13 protein-coding genes are annotated in these 19,159 nt (G+C 62.8%); 8 read left to right on the top strand and 5 right to left on the bottom strand.

The window, feature by feature from the left end; genetic code table 11:
- The 8 genes from ACODTZ_RS19800 to trxA all read left to right on the top strand — a co-directional run bounded on the left by ACODTZ_RS19800 (nt 1) and on the right by trxA (nt 14,009).
- Entirely contained in the window at nt 1-279 is a 279-nt protein-coding gene (locus ACODTZ_RS19800; protein WP_018901147.1) for an HPr family phosphocarrier protein, read from the top strand.
- A gap of 166 nt (nt 280-445) precedes the next feature.
- Complete coding sequence (gene ahcY, locus ACODTZ_RS19795; protein ID WP_018901146.1) at nt 446-1,846, top strand: adenosylhomocysteinase; 1,401 nt, start codon at nt 446-448, stop codon at nt 1,844-1,846.
- Between the two features lie 369 nt (nt 1,847-2,215).
- Complete coding sequence (locus ACODTZ_RS19790; protein WP_489027413.1) at nt 2,216-4,630, top strand: sensor histidine kinase; 2,415 nt, start codon at nt 2,216-2,218, stop codon at nt 4,628-4,630.
- Complete coding sequence (gene tsaE / locus ACODTZ_RS19785; protein WP_489027411.1) at nt 4,627-6,144, top strand: tRNA (adenosine(37)-N6)-threonylcarbamoyltransferase complex ATPase subunit type 1 TsaE; 1,518 nt, start codon at nt 4,627-4,629, stop codon at nt 6,142-6,144. Before ACODTZ_RS19790 ends, tsaE begins: the two co-directional genes overlap by 4 nt.
- Nucleotides 6,145-6,155: 11 nt before the next feature.
- On the top strand, nt 6,156-6,887 hold the full coding sequence (locus ACODTZ_RS19780) for a nucleotidyltransferase family protein (protein ID WP_489027409.1): 732 nt from the start codon (nt 6,156-6,158) through the stop codon (nt 6,885-6,887).
- 3 nt (nt 6,888-6,890) lie between these two features.
- Entirely contained in the window at nt 6,891-10,070 is a 3,180-nt protein-coding gene (gene addB / locus ACODTZ_RS19775) for a double-strand break repair protein AddB (RefSeq protein WP_489027407.1), read from the top strand.
- Nucleotides 10,063-13,614, top strand: coding sequence for a double-strand break repair helicase AddA (gene addA / locus ACODTZ_RS19770; protein WP_489027452.1), 3,552 nt, complete (start codon nt 10,063-10,065; stop codon nt 13,612-13,614). The genes addB and addA overlap by 8 nt, the downstream gene beginning before the upstream one ends.
- Before the next feature lie 74 nt (nt 13,615-13,688).
- The gene (gene trxA / locus ACODTZ_RS19765) at nt 13,689-14,009 is read left to right on the top strand and encodes a thioredoxin (RefSeq protein WP_018901140.1); all 321 of its coding nucleotides are present in this window, start codon (nt 13,689-13,691) and stop codon (nt 14,007-14,009) included.
- Between the two features lie 49 nt (nt 14,010-14,058).
- On the opposite strand, the gene ACODTZ_RS19760 is transcribed toward trxA, so the two are convergent.
- From ACODTZ_RS19760 to ACODTZ_RS19740, 5 genes are read right to left on the bottom strand one after another with little or no spacing between them, the layout of a single operon-like run.
- Entirely contained in the window at nt 14,059-15,411 is a 1,353-nt protein-coding gene (locus tag ACODTZ_RS19760; RefSeq protein WP_489027404.1) for a bifunctional folylpolyglutamate synthase/dihydrofolate synthase, read from the bottom strand.
- 27 nt (nt 15,412-15,438) lie between these two features.
- Entirely contained in the window at nt 15,439-16,341 is a 903-nt protein-coding gene (accD, locus tag ACODTZ_RS19755; protein ID WP_047509149.1) for an acetyl-CoA carboxylase, carboxyltransferase subunit beta, read from the bottom strand.
- A 39-nt stretch (nt 16,342-16,380) separates the two neighbouring features.
- Nucleotides 16,381-17,220 carry a tryptophan synthase subunit alpha gene (trpA, locus tag ACODTZ_RS19750; protein WP_489027402.1) on the bottom strand — a complete coding sequence of 280 codons (840 nt, stop codon included), beginning with the start codon at nt 17,218-17,220 and terminating at the stop codon, nt 16,381-16,383.
- Between the two features lie 3 nt (nt 17,221-17,223).
- Nucleotides 17,224-18,444: a tryptophan synthase subunit beta gene (gene trpB, locus ACODTZ_RS19745; protein WP_489027400.1), complete on the bottom strand. Its 1,221-nt coding sequence runs from the start codon at nt 18,442-18,444 to the stop codon at nt 17,224-17,226.
- A gap of 2 nt (nt 18,445-18,446) precedes the next feature.
- The gene (locus ACODTZ_RS19740) at nt 18,447-19,115 is read right to left on the bottom strand and encodes a phosphoribosylanthranilate isomerase (RefSeq protein WP_489027398.1); all 669 of its coding nucleotides are present in this window, start codon (nt 19,113-19,115) and stop codon (nt 18,447-18,449) included.
- Nucleotides 19,116-19,159: the final 44 nt, after the last annotated feature.

Raw genomic sequence — 19,159 nt, 5'->3', positions numbered from 1 at the left:
ATGACCGTCCAGCTCTCCCGCGAAATTCTCATCATCAACAAGCGTGGCCTGCATGCGCGCGCTTCGGCGAAATTCGTGCAGACGGTCGAAACCTTCGACGCTTCGATCACCGTGTCGAAGGATGGGATGACCGTCGGCGGCAACTCGATCATGGGGTTGATGATGCTGGCCGCGAGCCCTGGCTCCAGCGTTTTGGTCTCTGCCAGCGGCAACCAGGCCGAACAGGCGCTCGACGCGCTGGACCAGCTGATCCAGAACAAGTTCGGCGAAGATATGTGACGGTCCGCCGGACCATATAAACATATAAAGACTTCTTTATATCATTATTGCCTTCGTCATAGAAGCCTGCTAAACGGCTGGCATGACCGCGCCTGCGCGGAGCTTTTCGTCGCGCGACCTCGTTTCGCGCCTTCGCATCTGAGACGCTTTCAGCATGGAGAACCCAATGAGCACTGAAAAAGATTACGTCGTCGCCGATATCGGCCTCGCAGACTTCGGCCGCAAGGAAATCACGATCGCTGAAACCGAAATGCCGGGCCTGATGTCCTGCCGCGAAGAGTTCGGCGCATCGAAGCCGCTCAAGGGCGCGCGTATCACCGGCTCGCTGCACATGACGATCCAGACGGCCGTGCTCATCGAGACGCTGGTCGCTCTCGGCGCCGAGGTGCGCTGGGCATCGTGCAACATCTTCTCGACGCAGGACCACGCCGCTGCCGCGATCGCAGCTTCCGGCGTTCCTGTCTTCGCCGTCAAGGGCGAATCCCTGCATGACTACTGGGTCTACACCGACCAGATCTTCCAGTGGGCCGATGGCGGCCTCTCCAACATGATCCTCGATGACGGTGGCGACGCCACCATGTACATCCTGCTCGGCGCCCGCGCCGAAGCCGGCGAAGACGTGCTGTCGAACCCGCATTCGGAAGAAGAAGAGATCCTCTTCGCACAGATCAAGAAGCGTCTTGCGGCAACGCCTGGCTGGTTCACCAAGCAGCGCGACGCGATCAAGGGCGTCACCGAAGAAACCACCACGGGTGTCAACCGTCTGTATCAGCTCTCCCAGAAGGGCCTGCTGCCCTTCCCTGCCATCAACGTCAACGACTCGGTCACCAAGTCGAAGTTCGACAACAAGTACGGCTGCAAGGAATCGCTGGTTGACGGTATCCGCCGCGGCACCGACGTTATGATGGCCGGCAAGGTTGCCGTCGTCTGCGGTTATGGCGACGTCGGCAAGGGTTCGGCTGCTTCGCTGCTCGGCGCCGGCGCACGCGTCAAGGTCACGGAAGTCGATCCGATCTGCGCGCTCCAGGCCGCCATGGACGGCTTCGAAGTCGTCACGCTCGAAGACGTCGTCTCCACCGCCGACATCTTCATCACCACGACCGGCAACAAGGACGTCATCCGCATCGACCACATGCGCGCGATGAAGGACATGGCGATCGTCGGCAACATCGGCCACTTCGACAACGAAATCGAAGTTGCCGCGCTGCGTAACCTGAAGTGGACCAACATCAAGCCGCAGGTCGACCTGATCGAATTCCCGAAGGGCAACCGCATCATCCTGCTTTCGGAAGGCCGTCTGCTGAACCTCGGCAACGCAACGGGCCATCCGTCCTTCGTCATGTCGGCTTCGTTCACGAACCAGACGCTGGCGCAGATCGAGCTTTTCACCAAGCCCGGCCAGTACCAGAACCAGGTCTACATCCTGCCGAAGCACCTCGACGAGAAGGTCGCGCGCCTGCATCTCGCCAAGCTCGGCGTCAAGCTGACGCAGCTTTCGGAAGAACAGGCATCCTACATCGGCGTCACGCCGCAGGGTCCGTTCAAGGCTGACCACTACAGATACTAATAGCGGATCTGATATCCACAACATCTAGAGGGTGTGGCATTGACAAATGCCGCACCCTTATTTTTTGGCACACATCTTCCCGACGAATCCTATCCGAAGTATTGTTTTAACACTCGATTCGTGGAGACGGACGCGTCCGTTTGCTTCGAAAATGGGATGTCTTGTCGTAATGCGGCACAAAAGGACGGAGACATACCGCGCATGTCGGAAATGATGCACCGCCTGGTCAAACAGGCAGAAGACGGCGTTTACCCGTCTTGCTGCACTGGTCACCCGGGCAATGGAAAACCGGTCGATGCCCGCAAGGCTTCGGCGAAGCGATCAGGCTTGTTGGCTCAGGTGGCAAGGATCTTTGCCGCGGGGACTGCAATGGCGTCGATCGCCCATCCAGTTTTCGCACAGGCGGCGGCCGAGGCTGCCGCGTCTCCGCATCTTTTCACCTCCACGCAGGTTGTCGGCTTTTCCGTCGTGATCGGCGTCATCTCGGCTGCCCTTCTTTCGACGCTCTGGGTCGTGCGCCAGCGCGGCAATCTCGAGAGCGAAGGCCGCGAGATCCGCTCGGCGCTATCGGATGCGCAGCAGCGCATTTCGCAATACCAGGCACTGATCGCCGACAAGAACCGGCGCATCGTGATCTGGGACGGCGATGAGCGCCCCGAACTGCTGGGACAGCTGCCGGCCGAGACCGGCGCACCGCAGGACAATGAATTTCTGGCATTCGGCCTCTGGCTGAAGCCGCGCTCGGCATCGGAACTGGACAGGGCCATCGACGGGCTGCGGCAGTCGGCCAAGAGCTTCGACATCGTCGTCGAGACGCACCGCGAAGAGGTTCTGGAAGCGCAGGGCCGGGTTTCCGGCGGCCGCGCCTTCGTTCGCTTCGTGGCACTGAACAATCTGCGCGCCGAACTTGCCGAACTGAAGATCGAGCGTGACCGGCTGATGTCGTCGATCTCGGCATTTCAGGGCCTGCTTGATTCCATCGACCTGCCGGCTTGGCAGCGCGACACCGAGGGCCGGCTGACCTGGGTGAACCACGCCTATGGCGCTGCCGTCGACGCCGCATCGCCCGACGTAGCGATCTCCGAGGGTCGCGAAATCCTGACGACCATTGCGCGCGAGCGCATCCGCGCCGTCGCCACGCCGGAATCGCCGTTTCACGACAAGATTTCGACCGTCATCCACGGCAACCGCACCTTCCTCGACGTTGTCGATGTGAAGGTTCCGAGCGGTTCGGCCGGCATCGCGGTCGATGTCTCCGGCGTCGAGACCGTTCGCGCCGAGCTGGAGCGGACGCTGAAGAGCCACGCCGAAACGCTCGACCACCTGGCGACGCCAGTCGCGATCTTCGACGGCGACCAGCGCCTGCAGTTCTATAACCAGGCCTTCGTGACGCTGTGGCAGCTCGATATCGCGTTCCTTGAGAGCAAGCCTGACAATGCCGAGCTGCTGGAGCGCCTGCGCGCCGCCAAGAAGCTGCCGGACCAGCTGAACTGGAAGACCTGGAAAGAGACCGCACTTTCGGTCTACCGGGCGCTCGACACGCAATCCGACCTCTGGCACCTGCCGAACGGCCAGACGCTGCGCGTCTTCGCGACCGCGCATCCGCAGGGCGGCGCCACCTGGGTGTTCGAGAACCTGACCGAACAGGTCGATCTCGAGACGCGCTACAACACGCTGGTGAAGGTTCAGGGCGAAACGATCGACCATCTTTCCGAAGGTGTGGCGGTGTTCGGGCCTGACGGGCGCATTCAGCTGTCGAACCCTGCTTTCCGCGCGCTCTGGGGCATTACCGAGGCGGAAGCAAAGCCGGGTACCCATATCCGGGCGCTGGGCGACGCCTGCGCGCCGTCCTACGACAAGCCCGATGGCTGGAAGACCTTCGCCGAGCTGATCACCAGCTTCGATGACGAGCGTCGCTCAAGCCAGGGAACGCTGGAGCTGTTCTCGGGCCTGGTACTCGACTACGCCGTCATTCCGCTGCCGAACGCGCAGACGATGCTGACCTTCGTCAACATGACGGACAGCGTTCGCGCCGAACGCGCACTGACGGAAAAGAACGACGCGCTGCGCAAGGCCGATGAGCTGAAGAACGATTTCGTCCAGCACGTCTCCTACGAACTGCGCTCACCGCTGACCAACATCATCGGCTTCACCGACCTGTTGCGCACGCCGGGGCTTGGCGACCTCAACGAACGGCAGGCGGAGTATATCGACCATATCTCTACCTCCTCGTCGGTTCTGCTGACGCTGGTGAACGACATTCTCGATCTTGCGACGGTCGATGCCGGCATCATGCGGCTGAACTATTCGGAGATCGATCTCGGCGACCTGCTCGACGACGTGTCGATCCAGATCGCCGACCGGCTGCAGGAAAGCGGCGTGACGCTGGAGATCACCGCGCCGGCACGGCTCGGATCGATCATCGCCGATCCGCAGCGCCTGAAGCAGATCCTGGTCAAGCTTTTGTCCAATGCCGCGAATTTCTCGCCGGAGGGCGCTTCGATATCGCTGGCCTGCCAGCGCGAGGGAACGGACTTCGTCTTCAGCGTGACAGATCAGGGACCGGGCATTTCGCAAGAGATGATCTCGACCGTCTTCGACCGCTTCGCGACGGGCGCCAAGAGCGGCAAGCGCGGCGGTGCGGGCCTCGGCCTGTCGATCGTCGACAGCTTCGTCAACCTTCATAACGGCCAGGTCGTCATCGATAGCCAGCCGGGCAAGGGAACGACGGTCATTTGCCGGATTCCTTCGGCCAACCTCCCCTCCTACGCCGCCGCCGAATGACGACAAGCGCGCCTGTCATCTCGCTTTTCCTGGAAGACGAGGCAGCCACCGACCGTCTGGGCGAGGATCTGGCGCTGGCGCTGAAGCCAGGCGATTGCCTGGCGCTTTCGGGTGATCTCGGTGCCGGCAAGTCGTCGCTGTCGCGGGCGCTGATCCGCGCGATTGCAGACGACGCGGAGCTCGAAGTGCCGAGCCCGACCTTCACGCTCGTGCAATCCTACGAGCTGCGCATTCCCGTCGCGCATTTCGATCTCTACCGTCTGGGTGATGCCGCCGAACTGACCGAGCTCGGCTTCGATGAGGCGCTGCAGAGCGGCATCTGTCTGGTGGAATGGCCGGAGATGGCCGAGAGCGAGCTGCCGGATGACCGGATCGTGCTGACGTTAACCCATGAGGGCGCGGGGCGACGGGCGACGATTGCCGCGCCCGAGAAGCAGGCGGCGCGGATCAATCGCGTGCTCGCCATTCGCGCCTTTCTGGCAGAGGCCGGCTACCCGCTTGCCAAGCGCCGGTTTCTCACGGGCGACGCGTCGCTTAGAGCCTACGAGGCGATCTATCCCGACGATGGTGTGCGCCGCATCCTGATGGACTGGCCGCCGCTGCCGGAAGGGCCGCCGGTGCTTGACGGCAAGCCCTATCCGAAGGTCGCGCATATTGCCGAGAACGCCTATCCGTTCGTCGCCATTGCCGACGTCTTGCGCGAGCGCGGCTTCGCGACGCCGCTGATCCATGACATCGATTACGAACAGGGAATCCTGCTGATCGAAGATCTTGGCAGCGATGGGGTTCTCGATGCGAGCGGCCAGCCGATCGCCGAGCGCTACCTCGAGAGCGTCGCATGCCTCGCGGCCCTGCATGCGCAGGCTATCCCGCAGGATATCCGCGTGACGGACGACCACGTGCATCACATCCCGGATTTCGACCGCACCGCCATGAAGATGGAAGTGCGTCTGGTGCTCGACTGGCATCTGCCGTGGAAACGAGATGGGGCGCCGGTGACCGATGCGGAGCGCGACGAATATCTGGCGATCTGGGACACGCTGATCGACCAGCTCGATGCGGCCGAGAAAAACCTGCTGCTGCGCGATTTTCATTCGCCGAACATCATCTGGCGCGAAGACGAGACCGGCGTAAAACGGGTCGGCCTGATCGATTTCCAGGACGCGATGATCGGGCCGACGGCGTATGATCTCGCCTCGATCGCCCAGGATGCGCGCGTGACCATCGAGCCCGATCTCTTCGACCGGCTGATGGAGCAGTATCTATCGCTGCGCCGCGCGCAGGGTGGATTCGACGAGGCAGGCTTCCTGAAAAGCTGGGCAATCATGTCAGCGCAGCGCAACTGCAAGCTGGCCGGCCTATGGGTTCGGCTGATGCGGCGCGACGGAAAACCTAGCTATATGAAGCACATGTCGCGCACGCTTTCCTATTTGAGCGTGGCGCTTCAGCACGAAACGCTTGCCCCCTTGCGCGAGTGGTGCGTAAGGACTGGAATAGTCACCAGCGAATCATAGTTTCGGACGATATGACCATCAAACAAGCCATGGTGCTGGCTGCCGGTCTCGGCACCCGCATGCGCCCGATTACCGATACGATCCCCAAGCCGCTCGTGAAAATCGACGGCAAGGCGATGATCGATTACGCGCTGGATTCGCTGGCCGAAGCAGGCGTGGAGAAGGCGGTGGTCAACGTGCACCATCACGCCGACCAGATGCTCGACCATCTCAGCCGCTACAAGGCGCTCGAGATCATCATCTCCGACGAGCGCGCCGGGCTGATGAACAATGGTGGCGGCCTGGCGAAGGGCTTGAAGCTGCTCGATCGCGGTCCTGTATTCGTTACCAATGCCGATCTCTTCTGGATCGGCGAGCGGCCGGACCGGCCGAGCAATCTGCGTCGCTTAGCCGGATTCTTCGATGCGGACCGGATGGACATGGCGATGCTGTGCGTCAATCTCGAGGACACGACCGGGCATAATGGCAAGAACGATTTCAACCGCGATGAAAAAGGCCGGCTGAGCCGTGTTCGCGCCGACGGTCCGGACCCGGTGGTCTATGCCGGCGCGATTGCCATGCAGACAGCGTTTCTCGACGATGCTCCTGATGATGCCTTCAATCTCAACATCTATTTCGACAAGGCGATCGCGCGCAGCCGGCTTTACGGCATGATGCTCGAGGGGCATTGGCTGACCGTCGGCACGCCCGAAGCGATCGGCGATGCGGAAGAGACGATCCGGCGTTACCGGGCGTTGGCATAGGCCATGAGCGAGCGGCACCAGCCCAGGGTTTTGACAATACCGGCAGGGCTGCCCTTTCTCGCGACCCTGGCAGAGACGCTTTGCGACGGACGGCTGACGCCGCTGTTTCGCCATGACCCCGCCGATCCGCTGTCGCTCTCCAAGGTGACCATCTATCTGCCAACGCGGCGCGCGGTGCGCGTGCTGCGCTCGGAGTTCGTCGATCTGCTCGGCGGGCGGTCCGCGATCCTGCCGATCATCCGGCCGCTTGGCGAGACGGATGATGACAGCGGCTATTTCGACGAAGCGCTGCCGGCAACGCTCGATCTCGCGCAGCCGCTTTCCAACACAGCGCGGCTGCTGGAACTGGCCCGGCTCATTCTCGCTTGGCGCAACAAGCTGCCGGAGATTGTGCGCAGCATCCACTCGGATTCGCCGCTCGTCGCGCCCGCAAGCCCGGCGGACGCGATCTGGCTTGCCAGAAACCTGGCCGAACTGATCGATTCCATCGAGACCGAGGATCGCGACTGGAGCGAACTTGCGACGCTGAGCGCGAGGGATCATGCGCTGTGGTGGCAGCTGACGGCGGAGTTCCTGCAGATCGCCAGCGCCTTCTGGCCGGAACGCTTGAACGAGCTCGGCAAATCCTCGCCGGCGCGGCACCGCAATGCGATCCTGAGGGCCGAAGCCAATCGCATCGCGACGATGCCGGAAAGCGGTCCGATCATCATCGCCGGCTCGACCGGTTCGGTGCCGGCAACGGCCGATCTGATCGCGGCCGTGGCAGCGCGGCGCGAGGGCGTTATCGTGCTGCCTGGCCTTGACGTCGGCATGCCGGATGAGCACTGGCGGATGGTCGCCCCCGATATGGCCGACGCCGCGAGCCGTAGCCATTCGCAATATGGCCTGGCGCAACTGCTGAAGCGTCTGAGGCTGACGCGCGAGGATGTTTCGACACTTGCGAGCGCACCAGACGCGCTTGATGTTCGCGCACAAATCCTCTCGCATGCGCTGTCTCCATCCGAGGCGACCAGCGACTGGAGCCGGTGGAAGGAAATGCTTCCGGAGAGCGATATCGCCGCGGCCTTTGCCGATGTATCGCTGATCGAAGCGGGCAACGAGCGCGAAGAGGCAACGGCGATCGCCATTGCGCTTCGGCTGGCATTGGAGCAGCCGGGCAAGGATGGCGAAAGCCGTGCGGCGCTGATTACGCCGGACCGCAACCTCGCTCGCCGCGTGATGGCAGAGCTTTCGCGCTTCGGCATCGTTGCCGACGATTCCGCCGGTACGCCGCTTTCGGCCATGCCGCAGGGAACTCTGCTGCAGTTGTTGCTTGAAGCGGCGCTGCGACCGGGCGATCCGGTAGCGATCGTCAGCCTTCTGAAGCATCCACTGGCGCGGTTCGGGCTGGAGCGCAACGCGCTTTCCGAAGCGGTGGCAGCGCTCGAATTGCTGGCCTTGCGCGGCGGCGTGGCGGAGGTCGATATCAGCGCGCTTGGGCCGCTGCTCGAACACCAGCTTTCGGAGCAGGCGCTCGACCGGCACGCGCCGCATTGGCGCAAGGCCCTTCCCGTCCACGCGATCGATCTGGCGCGCGATCTTGCCCGCCGGGTCGGCGAGGCAACCGAACCGCTCGCTTCCGCGCTCGTGCGCCACGACACTGCTGGCCGCGGCCTGACCACGCGCTTCACGCTCTCCGACTGGGCCGATCGCACCGGCCGCGCCATCGAGGCGGTCGCGCGCGATGAGAAGGGTGATCTCTCCGGGCTGTGGTCGGGCGAGGCAGGCGACACGCTGGCGACGCTGCTTGGCGAGGTGATCGGGACCGACGGCCAGATCGAGGCGGATGGGGCGCAGTGGATCGATATCATGGCGGCGCTCTCGGCCGGTCAGGCGGTGAAACCGCAAGCGCTCAGCCATCCCAGGCTCTTCATCTTCGGCACGTTGGAAGCCCGCCTGCAAAGCGTTGATACGCTGATCCTCGGCGGCTTGAACGAGGGGTCGTGGCCGGGCCAGACGGCCAACAATCCCTTCATCTCGCGATCGATGAAGACCGAGATCGGGCTGGAGCCGCCGGAGCGCCGTATCGGCCAGCTGGCGCATGACTTCGAGATGGCCAACGGGACGCGGCATCTCGTCTATACGCGCGCACTGCGCAAAGGCTCGACGCCCACAGTCGCCTCGCGCTGGCTGCAGCGACTGATGGCTTTTTGCGGGAAGAGTTTCGAAGCCACGCTGAAGGATCGGGGGGAGCAGTTCGTGCATTGGGCGGGGCTGCTCGACGAGGGCCAGCGGCAAGCGCCGGCGCAACGGCCAAGCCCGACGCCACCGCGCGAGGTGCAGCCGAAATCCTACTCGTTCAGCGAGGTCGGCCGGCTGCGGCGCGACCCCTATGCGATCTATGCGCGCCGCGTTTTGAAGCTCGACGCCGTCGATGCCTTCAACCGCGACCCCGGAGCTGCCGAGCGCGGGACGCTCTATCACAAGATCATCGACCGGTTCATCCGCGAGGGCAACATCGCCGGCACGCCCGATGGAACGACGGCGATGGAGCGCATCCTCACCGAGCTGTTCGACATGGAGCAGCTGCCGGCGCATATCGATGCCGTCTGGCGGCCGCGTTTTCGCGAGGTGGCGCGCTCGTTCCTCGCCTGGGAAGCGGAGCGGCGGCCGGGGCTGCAGCGGACACTCACCGAAGTGCGCGGCGCCATGCAGCTCGAGCAGGTCGATATCCGGCTTAGCGGCGTTGCCGACCGGATCGACATCACCGGGCCGCACTCCGCCGATCTGATCGACTACAAGACGGGCTACAACCCCTCGCCCGCGCAGGCGCGCGCGCTGCTCGATCCGCAGCTGGCGCTGGAGGCCGAAGTGCTGAAAGCCGGTGGATTCATGGATGCCGGCAAGCTGGTGCCGCAGGACCTGCTCTATGTGCGGCTGCGGCCGGGAAGTCGGTTCCAGGTCGATACCGTCAATAGCGAATTCTCGGCGCGCAGCGACAAGGCTAAATCGGCGATCGAGCTTGCCGGCGATTCGATCGATCAGCTGGTGAAATTCGTGGCCCTGCTGCAATCCGGCGAGAAGGGTTTCACCTCGCGGCTTATTCCCGCGCAGCAATTCGAGTTCGGCGGCGATTACGATCACCTTGCGCGCGTCTCGGAGTGGTCGACGGCCGAAAGCGATGAGGCCAGCAATGATGAGTGACGAAACGGCACTGCCCGAGGGCGACGACCCGCACGACTGGACCAGCTGGACGACGGTGCAGCAGTCGATCGCATCCGACCCGCGCCGATCGGCCTGGGTTTCGGCCAATGCCGGATCGGGAAAGACGCACGTTCTGACGCAACGGGTGATCCGGCTGCTGCTATCCGGCGCCCGACCCTCGGCGATTCTTTGCCTGACCTATACGAAGGCGGCGGCCTCCGAAATGTCGAACCGCGTGTTCGATCGGCTGGCCGAGTGGGCTGTTCTCTCCGACGAGGAGCTCCGCAGGCGCATTGCCCAGATCGAGGGGACGCCGCCTGACTTCTTCAAGTTGGCGGAGGCGCGCAGGCTTTTCGCCAAGGCGCTGGAGACGCCGGGCGGGTTGAAGATCCAGACCATCCACGCCTTCTGCGAAGCGCTGCTGCATCAGTTTCCGCTGGAAGCGAACGTGGCGGGGCACTTCTCGGTGCTCGACGACCGCGCAGCCGCAACGCTGCTTGCCGACGCGCGCCGCTCGCTGCTGACGGCGACGACGCCCGAGGAAGACAAGGCGCTGGCGGATGCCTTCTCCTATGTCCTCAACCTTGGCGACGAATCCGGGCTGGAAACGCTGCTCGGTGAGATCGTTGCCAACCGCAATGCGATCAAGGCATTCACCCAGGCCGCCGAGCAGAATGGTGGTCTCGACAATGTCTTGCGGGCGGAGCTCGGTCTTTCCGAAGACGACACGGAGCTTGCGATCGCCGGGCAATACTGGCCGCTGCCCGGTTTGGCTGGCGGTACGCTAAGCCTCTATCTGGAGCTCGCGGACAGCAAGGGCGGCGCCAAGGCGCAGGAAGTCGCTTCCGCGCTGAAGGGCGTGGTGCGGGAAACGGATGTCCTTCGCCGGATTCCGACTTTGGAAAAGATCTTTCTCACCGCCAAGGGCGAGCCGAAAGCGGACGGGCAGTTCACCGTGAAGGCGATGCTCGCCCAGGCGCCGGAGCTTACCGATGCGATTGCCGCGGCGCGCGCGCATGTGGTCTCGTGCCGGGACCGGCTGAAGATCGTGCGGATGTTCGACGCCACGCGCGCTGCCCTTGTGCTCGCCGACAGGCTCAATCGGGACTACGACGACCTCAAGAAGCAGCGAAGCCAGCTCGACTTCGAAGATCTGATCACCCGGACCGCCGATCTCCTGAACAAGAGCGACGTCGGGCCATGGATCCACTACAAGCTGGATCAGGGTATCGACCACATTCTCGTCGACGAGGCGCAGGATACCAGCCCGATCCAGTGGAGCGTGATCCAATCGCTGGCGGAGGATTTCTTCTCCGGCGAAAGCGCGCGCGACGTGGTGCGCACGCTTTTTGCAGTGGGTGACGAGAAGCAGTCGATCTATTCGTTTCAGGGCGCGCGGCCCGAACGTTTCTCGGAAGAAAGCCGGCGCACGCGGCAACGCGTTTCGCAGAGCGGTCGGGATTTCTCCTCGGTTCGATTGCCGCTCTCTTTCCGATCGACCTCAGACGTGCTGGCCGCCGTCGACCACATCTTCACGCCACCCGACAATGCGCGCGGGCTGAGTGCTGGCGGTGAGCCGGTGGTGCATCGCTCCAATCGTATCGGCCATCCTGGCGCCGTCGATCTCTGGGAGATGATTGCGCCTGAGGTCGCGATCAAGGACGAGGACTGGACGGCGCCGTTCGACGCCACGCCGGAGAGCGCGCCCGCCGCCATTCTGGCGCGGCGCATGGCGCATACGATCGACATGATGGTCGGCAAGAAGACGATCATCGAGAAGGGCAAGGAGCGGCTGATCGAGGCCGGCGATATCCTTGTTCTCGTGCGAAAGCGCGATGCCTTCGTCAACGCGCTGACGCGCGCTTTGAAGCGGCGCGGCAATATTCCAGTTGCCGGCGCCGACCGGTTGCGGCTCACCAGCCATATTGCGATCCAGGATCTGGTCGCGCTGGGTCGCTTCCTGCTCTTGCCGGAAGACGACCTTTCGCTGGCCGCCGTGATGAAGAGCCCCCTTTTCGATCTCAACGAAGACGACATCTTCGCGGTGGCGGCGCTGCGTGGCGACGGTCAAAGCGTATGGGCGCATCTGCAGGCCTATGCGGCGGATGGCAATGAGCGTCTTGGCGCTGTCGTTACTCGGCTCCAGCTGTTTATCGAGGATTCAAAGAGTCTTGCGGTTCACGACTTTTACGCCCGGGTGCTTGGTGTTCATGGCGGGCGGCAGCAGTTTCTGGCGCGTCTGGGGACCGAGGCGAGCGATATTCTCGACGAGTTTCTGACTTTCACGCTTGACCACGAGACGGCCGCCCTGCCCGGCCTGCAATCCTTCATATCGACGCTCGAGCTTGAGGCCCCCGTCGTCAAGCGCGAGCAGGACAAGGGCCGCAACGAGGTCCGGATCATGACCGTGCACGCCTCTAAGGGGCTTGAGGCGCCGATCGTGTTTCTGGTCGATGGCGGCTCCAAGGCGTTTACGCATTCACATATGCCGAAGCTGCGGCTGCTTGAGCAAAGCGGCGAGCGGCCGCCGCTACCGGTTTGGGTGCCGCTCGGCGATCTCAGCAATTCGCTGACGCAGGCCGATGCCGCGCGTATCCAGGTGCTGGCGGAAGAGGAATATCGCCGGCTTCTCTATGTGGCGATGACGCGCGCGGCCGATCAGTTGATCGTTTGCGGCTATAGGGGCGTGCGGCTCAATACCGATACCTGGCATGCGATGATCACGGCCGCGATGGACGACAGCCATCCGCATGTCGAAGCCGCCACTTTCTCCGGGCCAGATGGCGATTGGCAGGGTGTCGAATGGCGCGTGCCGACGATGGAGCGGATGTTCGAGCGCGCCGACCATGTCGAGCAGACTGCCGCCCGCGATGCCCTGCCGTTTGACCTCAATCGCCCGCTGCCGCCGCAGAAGAAGCTCCCTCGCCCCCTCAGCCCTTCCGGGGCCGGAACGATCATCGACGAGGAGGCGGACAATCTCTTGGTCGCTTCGCCGCTCTTCACCGACAAACCGAAATCCGACCGGGCGCTGCAAAAGGGCCGGCTTTTGCACCGGATGCTGCAGACCTTGCCCGAGATACCGCTGGTGGAACGCGCGGACGCGGCCAGGCGCTATGCCGAGCGCGCCGCCCGTTTCTGGCCGCAGGATGAGCGCGAAAGGTTGATCGATTCGGTTCTGAAACTATTGGACGTGCCGGATCTGCAGCCGGTTTTCGACGCCCATGCACAGGCCGAAGTCTCAATCATGGGGACGCTTACGCTCGACGGGCGCGACTATGCCGTTTCGGGTCGCGTCGACCGGTTGGCGGTGCTCGACGACCGGGTCGTCATCCTCGACTACAAGACCAATCGCGTGCCGCCGGATACGGCTGCGGCCATTCCTTTCGCGCATCGGGCGCAGCTTGCCATCTACCAGACGATCATGGCGCCGCTCTATCCCGGCAAGCGGATCGACTGCGTGCTCGTCTACACCGAGAACGGCTCCGTGCACACGCTGACGCCTGAGACCATGGCATTGGCGCTTGCACAGCTCAAAACAAAGTGAAATACCGGTCATTGAAATCCCGCCGGCGCACCATCACATGTGCTTCAACAGGAATCCTTTAAAGGAGCGGCCTTATGGCTACCGTGAAAGTCGATATCAATAATTTCCAGGCTGAAGTTCTGGAATCCGCAGAACCCGTCGTTGTCGATTTCTGGGCTGAATGGTGCGGCCCGTGCAAGATGATCGCTCCGAGCCTCGAAGAACTCGCCGTCGAGTTCCAGGGCAAGGTGAAGGTCGCCAAGCTCAACATCGACGAAAATCCTGAGCTGGCCGCCCAGTTCGGCGTGCGCTCGATCCCGACGCTTGCCATGTTCAAGGCCGGCGAAGTTGCCGACATCAAGGTTGGCGCTGCTCCGAAGACCGCTCTTTCGAGCTGGATCTCCAGCGCGGCCTGATCTGTCAGGACATAAGAATGAAAAAAGCCCGGTCGATGCCGGGCTTTTTTCATTTGGGGGGTGTGCCGTTGTCGGCAAGCACGTCGCCGACCAGATAGAGCGATCCGCCGATCAGGATGCGTGGCGGCTGTTCGCGCTCGAAGGCGGTGTCCCGGATCGCTTCGAGTGCATCGCTGACCGTGGACATCGGCTCGGCAACCAGACCGGCGTCATAGGCGGCGTTGGCGAGGATAACGGGGTCGATCATTGCGTCGCTGCCGCGAATGGGCACACAATAGACCTTTTCCGCCAGACCCTTGAAGGCGTTGAAATAGCCGATCGGATCCTTGGTGTTGATCATGCCGATGATGAGGAAGAGCGGACGCGGCTGCTTTTCCTCGAAATTGGCCATGGCTTCGGCGATGACTTCGCCGGCGCCGGGATTATGGCCGCCATCGACCCAGATTTCCGCACCCGAAGGCGCACTTGCCATCAGATTGCCATCGCTGAGCTTCTGCAGGCGGCCTGGCCATTCGACCGTGGCCATCGCCTTCTCCATCATCGCTTCGGTGACAGTGAAGCCCGCGGCCTTGACGGCGCGAATGGCTGCGGCGGCGTTGGCATATTGGTGGCGGCCGGGAAGCCGGGGTAGCGGCAGGTCGGCGAGACCGAATTCGTCCTGATAGACGAGCCGGCCGTATTCCTCATGCGCCATGAAATCCTGGCCGAAGGCGGCGGTCGGGCAACCGAGACGCTCAGCGGTCGAGATCAGCACGTCGAGCGCCGCATCATATTCCTGCTTGCCGATGACCACAGGCCGCTTGCGCTTCATGATGCCGGCCTTTTCGGCGGCGATCAGCTCGACGCTATCACCGAGATAGGGCTGGTGATCGAGCGAGATCGGCATGATGACAGATACGGCCGGATCGGAAATGACATTGGTGGCATCGAAACGGCCGCCAAGGCCGACTTCGATGATGGCCGCGTCAGCAGGATGCTCGGAGAACAGGATGAAGGTGACCGCCGTCAGGATTTCGAAGACGGTGATCTTCTGGCCGGCATTGGCGGCAGCGACGCGGCGCAGCGCGTCGGCAAAGACCGCGTCATCGACGAGCTTACCGCGTCCGCCCTCGACGCCGATGCGATAGCGCTCGTGCCAATTGACGAGATGCGGCGAGGTGTGGACGTGGGCGCTATAGCCGCCCGCTTCGAGAAGCGCGCGGCAGAAGGCGGTGACGGAGCCCTTGCCGTTGGTGCCCGCCACATGAATGACCGGCGGCAACTTCTTTTGCGGATCGCCGAGAACGGCAAGCAGGCGGGTAATGCGATCGAGCGACAGATCGAAGCCCTTGGGGTGCAACCCCATGAGCTTGTCGATTTCCTGTGCTGCTTCGCTCACCGCGGTCTGACCTCTGGGTATCATCGCTCAACCCGCCTGTGATGTTTGCGGTCAGGCGCTTGCGGCGATCGCAAGCGTGCCGGTGTTTTCATTAGCGACGGCAGCCGGCTTCTTCGTCAGGATCTTCAGGACACGCGCGAGCGTATCGGGAATGTCGTGACGCTTGACGACCATGTCGACCATGCCGTGCTCGAGCAAGTATTCCGACGTCTGGAAGCCTTCCGGCAGCTTTTCGCGGATGGTCTGCTCGATAACGCGCTTGCCCGCAAAGCAGATTTCGGCGCCTGGCTCGGCCATGTGGATATCGCCGAGCATCGCGTAGGAGGCGGTGACGCCACCGGTCGTCGGGTTTGTCAGCACGACGATGTAGGGCTGGCCGGCTTCCTTCAGCATGTCGACGGCAACGGTGGTGCGCGGCAGCTGCATCAGCGACAGGATGCCTTCCTGCATGCGGGCGCCGCCCGATGCCGGGAACATGACGAGCGGGCACTTCTCCGCGATGGCACGCTCGAATGCCTTGACGATCGCTTCGCCGGCGGCGATGCCGAGCGAACCACCCATGAAGTTGAACTCATGCACGACGGCAACGAGCTTCAGGCCGCGAACCTTGCCGACGCCGGCAACGATCGTGTCTTCCTGGTCGGTCTTGATACGGCTATCGCGCAGGCGGTCCGTATACTTCTTGGAATCGCGGAACTTCAGCGGATCCTGGGCGACCTTCGGCTGGATCAGCGCTTCATAGGCGCCGTCGTCGAAGAGATCGGTGAGACGAGCCTTCGCCGGCATCTTCATGTGATAGCCGGAAGCCGGGATGACCCACTTGTTGTCTTCGAGATCCTTATGGAAGACCATTTCACCCGTTTCCGGGCACTTGATCCAGAGGTTCTCCGGCACTTCGCGGCGGCCCAGCATGGAATTGATGCGGGGGCGAACGTAGTTGGTGATCCAGTTCAAGTCGAAAACTCCTGATTAACTCTTGCCAATGTGGGAAAACTATTCGGCAGCAACAAGGCGCGCCGAACGTGTTCCCGATGACAGCCCGCGAACGAGCGTTGCGACAGCCTGTACGGTATCGGCTGTCGCCTTCCCGTCCTTGGTCAGGCTGAGGGCTACCTGATTGACGATTGCCGTGCCGACGACGACGCCATCGGCGGACGCGCCGATGACCTTTGCGTGGTCAGCCGTCTTGACGCCGAAGCCGACGCAGACAGGCAGATCGGTGTGATTCTTGATGCGCTTGACGGCGCCGGCGACCAGCGTCGGATCCGGCAGCGCCGAGCCGGTGATGCCGTTCATCGAGACATAATAGACGAAGCCGGAGGTGTTCTTCAGAACGACCGGCAGGCGCTTTTCGTCGGTGGTCGGGGTGGCCAGCCGGATGAAATTGATACCCTTGCGCAGTGCCGGGATGCAGAGCTCGTCGTCCATTTCCGGCGGCAGGTCGACGACGATCAGGCCATCGATACCCGCTTCCAGGGCGTCGTCGAGAAACTGTTCGACGCCGTGCACGTAGATCGGGTTGTAGTAGCCCATCAGGACGATCGGCGTGTCGTTGTCGGTCTTGCGGAAGTCGGCTGCGAGCTGCAGCGTCTTCTTCAGCGTCTGTCCTGCCTTCAGCGCACGCTGGCCGGCCATCTGGATCGCCGGGCCATCGGCCATTGGATCGGAAAAGGGCATGCCGAGCTCGATGATATCGGAGCCCGCTGCCGGCAGCGCCTTCATGATGCCGAGCGAAGTGTCGTAATCAGGATCACCGCCCATGAAATAGGTGACCAGCGCCGGGCGGCCTTCTGCCTTCAGAGCGGCAAAGCGTTTGTCCATACGTGCGGTCATGACTTATGCACCCATTCCCAGAATCTTGCCGACGGTGAAGATGTCCTTGTCGCCGCGACCGGACAGGTTCATCAGGATGATCTCGTCCTTGCCCATCTTCGGCGCGCGCTTGATGACTTCGGCCAGCGCGTGCGAGGGCTCGAGCGCCGGGATGATGCCTTCAAGGCGGGTCAGCGTCTGGAAGGCTTCGAGCGCTTCGTGGTCCATGATCGGCACATATTCGACGCGGCCGATATCGTTCAGATAGGAGTGCTCGGGGCCAATGCCGGGATAATCGAGGCCGGCCGAAATCGAATGGCCTTCCTTGATCTGGCCGTCGCTATCCTGGAGCAGATAGGTGCGGTTGCCGTGGAGAACGCCGGGCGAGCCCGCGGTGATCGAGGCGCAGTGCTCGTCGCCCTGAAGGCCCTTGCCGCCGGCTTCGACGCCGACGATCTTGACGCTGGCGTCGTCCAGGAAGGAATGGAAGATGCCGATCGCATTCGAGCCGCCGCCGACGGCCGCGACGACGAGATCCGGCAGGCGGCCTTCGGCTTCGAGCATCTGCTCCTTGGCTTCCGCGCCGATGACGGCCTGGAAATCGCGGACCATCTCGGGATAGGGATGTGGGCCGGCGGCCGTACCGATCAGGTAATAGGTGTCGTCGACATTGGTGACCCAGTCACGCAAAGCTTCGTTCATGGCGTCCTTGAGCGTGCCATGGCCGGCGGTGACCGGCTTCACTTCGGCGCCCAGGAGCTTCATGCGGAACACGTTCGGCGCCTGGCGCTCGACATCAGTCGCGCCCATGTAGACCACGCAGGGGAGACCAAAACGGGCGGCAACAGTCGCCGAGGCAACGCCGTGCTGGCCGGCACCGGTTTCGGCGATGATGCGGGTCTTGCCCATGCGCTTGGCCAGCAGGATCTGGCCGATGCAGTTGTTGATCTTGTGCGAACCGGTGTGATTGAGCTCTTCGCGCTTGAAATAGATCTTGGCGCCGCCGAGTTCGGCGGTCAGGCGCTCGGCGAAATAGAGCGGGCTCGGGCGGCCGATATAATGCGCGCCGAGATGCTTCAACTCCGCCTGGAATTCCAGGTCGGTCTTCGCCTTGTCCCACTCGTCCTGCAGTTCCAGGATCAGCGGCATCAGCGTTTCTGCGACGAAGCGGCCGCCGTAAATGCCGAAGCGTCCATCCTCATCGGGACCGGAGCGGAATGAATTGGGTTTTGGGGTCTCGTTCACTATCAACTCCCTGAGGCCATTTCAGGCCGGCAAGCCTGCTCGACCGCATCGAAAAACTCATCAATCAGTGCGACGCTTTTCACGCCGGGCGCGCTTTCCAGGCCCGAGGACGCATCGAGCCCCGGCGCCTTGGTGATGGCAAGGGCTTCGGCGATGTTGTCCTTGTTCAGGCCACCGGAAAGCATGTAATCCACGGTGCCGTCAAGCCAGCTGAGCAGCGTCCAGTCGAAGGACACGCCATTGCCGCCAGGCAATTCCGATCCCTTCGGCGGCTTCGCATCGAAAAGGAAACGATCGGCGATACCAATATAGGCCTCGACGCGCTTCAGATCATCGGCCGTGCGGATCGAAAACGCCTTCATAACAGGCAAAGCGTACACGGCCTTTATGGTCAAAACGCGCTCGGGGCTCTCGTCACCGTGAAGCTGAATTATATCCGGCCTCAAGGTGGCAACGATCTCGTCGAGATCATCATTGGTCGGATTGACCACCACGGCAACGATCTTGGCGCGGCCGCGCACCCGGTCGGCCAGCTTGGCGGCATCGTCGGGCTCGATATAGCGCGGGCTCTTTTCGAAGAAGATGAAGCCGACATGGGTCGCGCCGCGCGTCACCGCGCGATCGATCGCTTCGGCCGTTTTCAGGCCGCAGATTTTGATATCCGGTTTCATGGCAGCGAAGTGACACGAAAAAGGCCGTGAGTCGAGCCAATTCC

The organism is Rhizobium sp. FG113, assembly GCF_057809895.1.
The sequence above is the reverse complement of the archived record's forward strand: the minus strand, read 5'-3'. Positions and strand labels throughout refer to the sequence as shown.

Coding starts and splice junctions, on each gene's coding strand:
- ACODTZ_RS19780 (WP_489027409.1), top strand. CDS start 6,156: ATGACCATCAAACAAGCCATGGTGCTGGCTGCCGGTCTCGGCACCCGC.
- tsaE (WP_489027411.1), top strand. CDS start 4,627: ATGACGACAAGCGCGCCTGTCATCTCGCTTTTCCTGGAAGACGAGGCA.
- addB (WP_489027407.1), top strand. CDS start 6,891: ATGAGCGAGCGGCACCAGCCCAGGGTTTTGACAATACCGGCAGGGCTG.
- trxA (WP_018901140.1), top strand. CDS start 13,689: ATGGCTACCGTGAAAGTCGATATCAATAATTTCCAGGCTGAAGTTCTG.
- ACODTZ_RS19740 (WP_489027398.1), bottom strand. CDS start 19,115: ATGAAACCGGATATCAAAATCTGCGGCCTGAAAACGGCCGAAGCGATC.
- ahcY (WP_018901146.1), top strand. CDS start 446: ATGAGCACTGAAAAAGATTACGTCGTCGCCGATATCGGCCTCGCAGAC.
- ACODTZ_RS19790 (WP_489027413.1), top strand. CDS start 2,216: ATGGCGTCGATCGCCCATCCAGTTTTCGCACAGGCGGCGGCCGAGGCT.
- addA (WP_489027452.1), top strand. CDS start 10,063: ATGAGTGACGAAACGGCACTGCCCGAGGGCGACGACCCGCACGACTGG.
- ACODTZ_RS19760 (WP_489027404.1), bottom strand. CDS start 15,411: ATGATACCCAGAGGTCAGACCGCGGTGAGCGAAGCAGCACAGGAAATC.
- ACODTZ_RS19800 (WP_018901147.1), top strand. CDS start 1: ATGACCGTCCAGCTCTCCCGCGAAATTCTCATCATCAACAAGCGTGGC.
- trpA (WP_489027402.1), bottom strand. CDS start 17,220: ATGACCGCACGTATGGACAAACGCTTTGCCGCTCTGAAGGCAGAAGGC.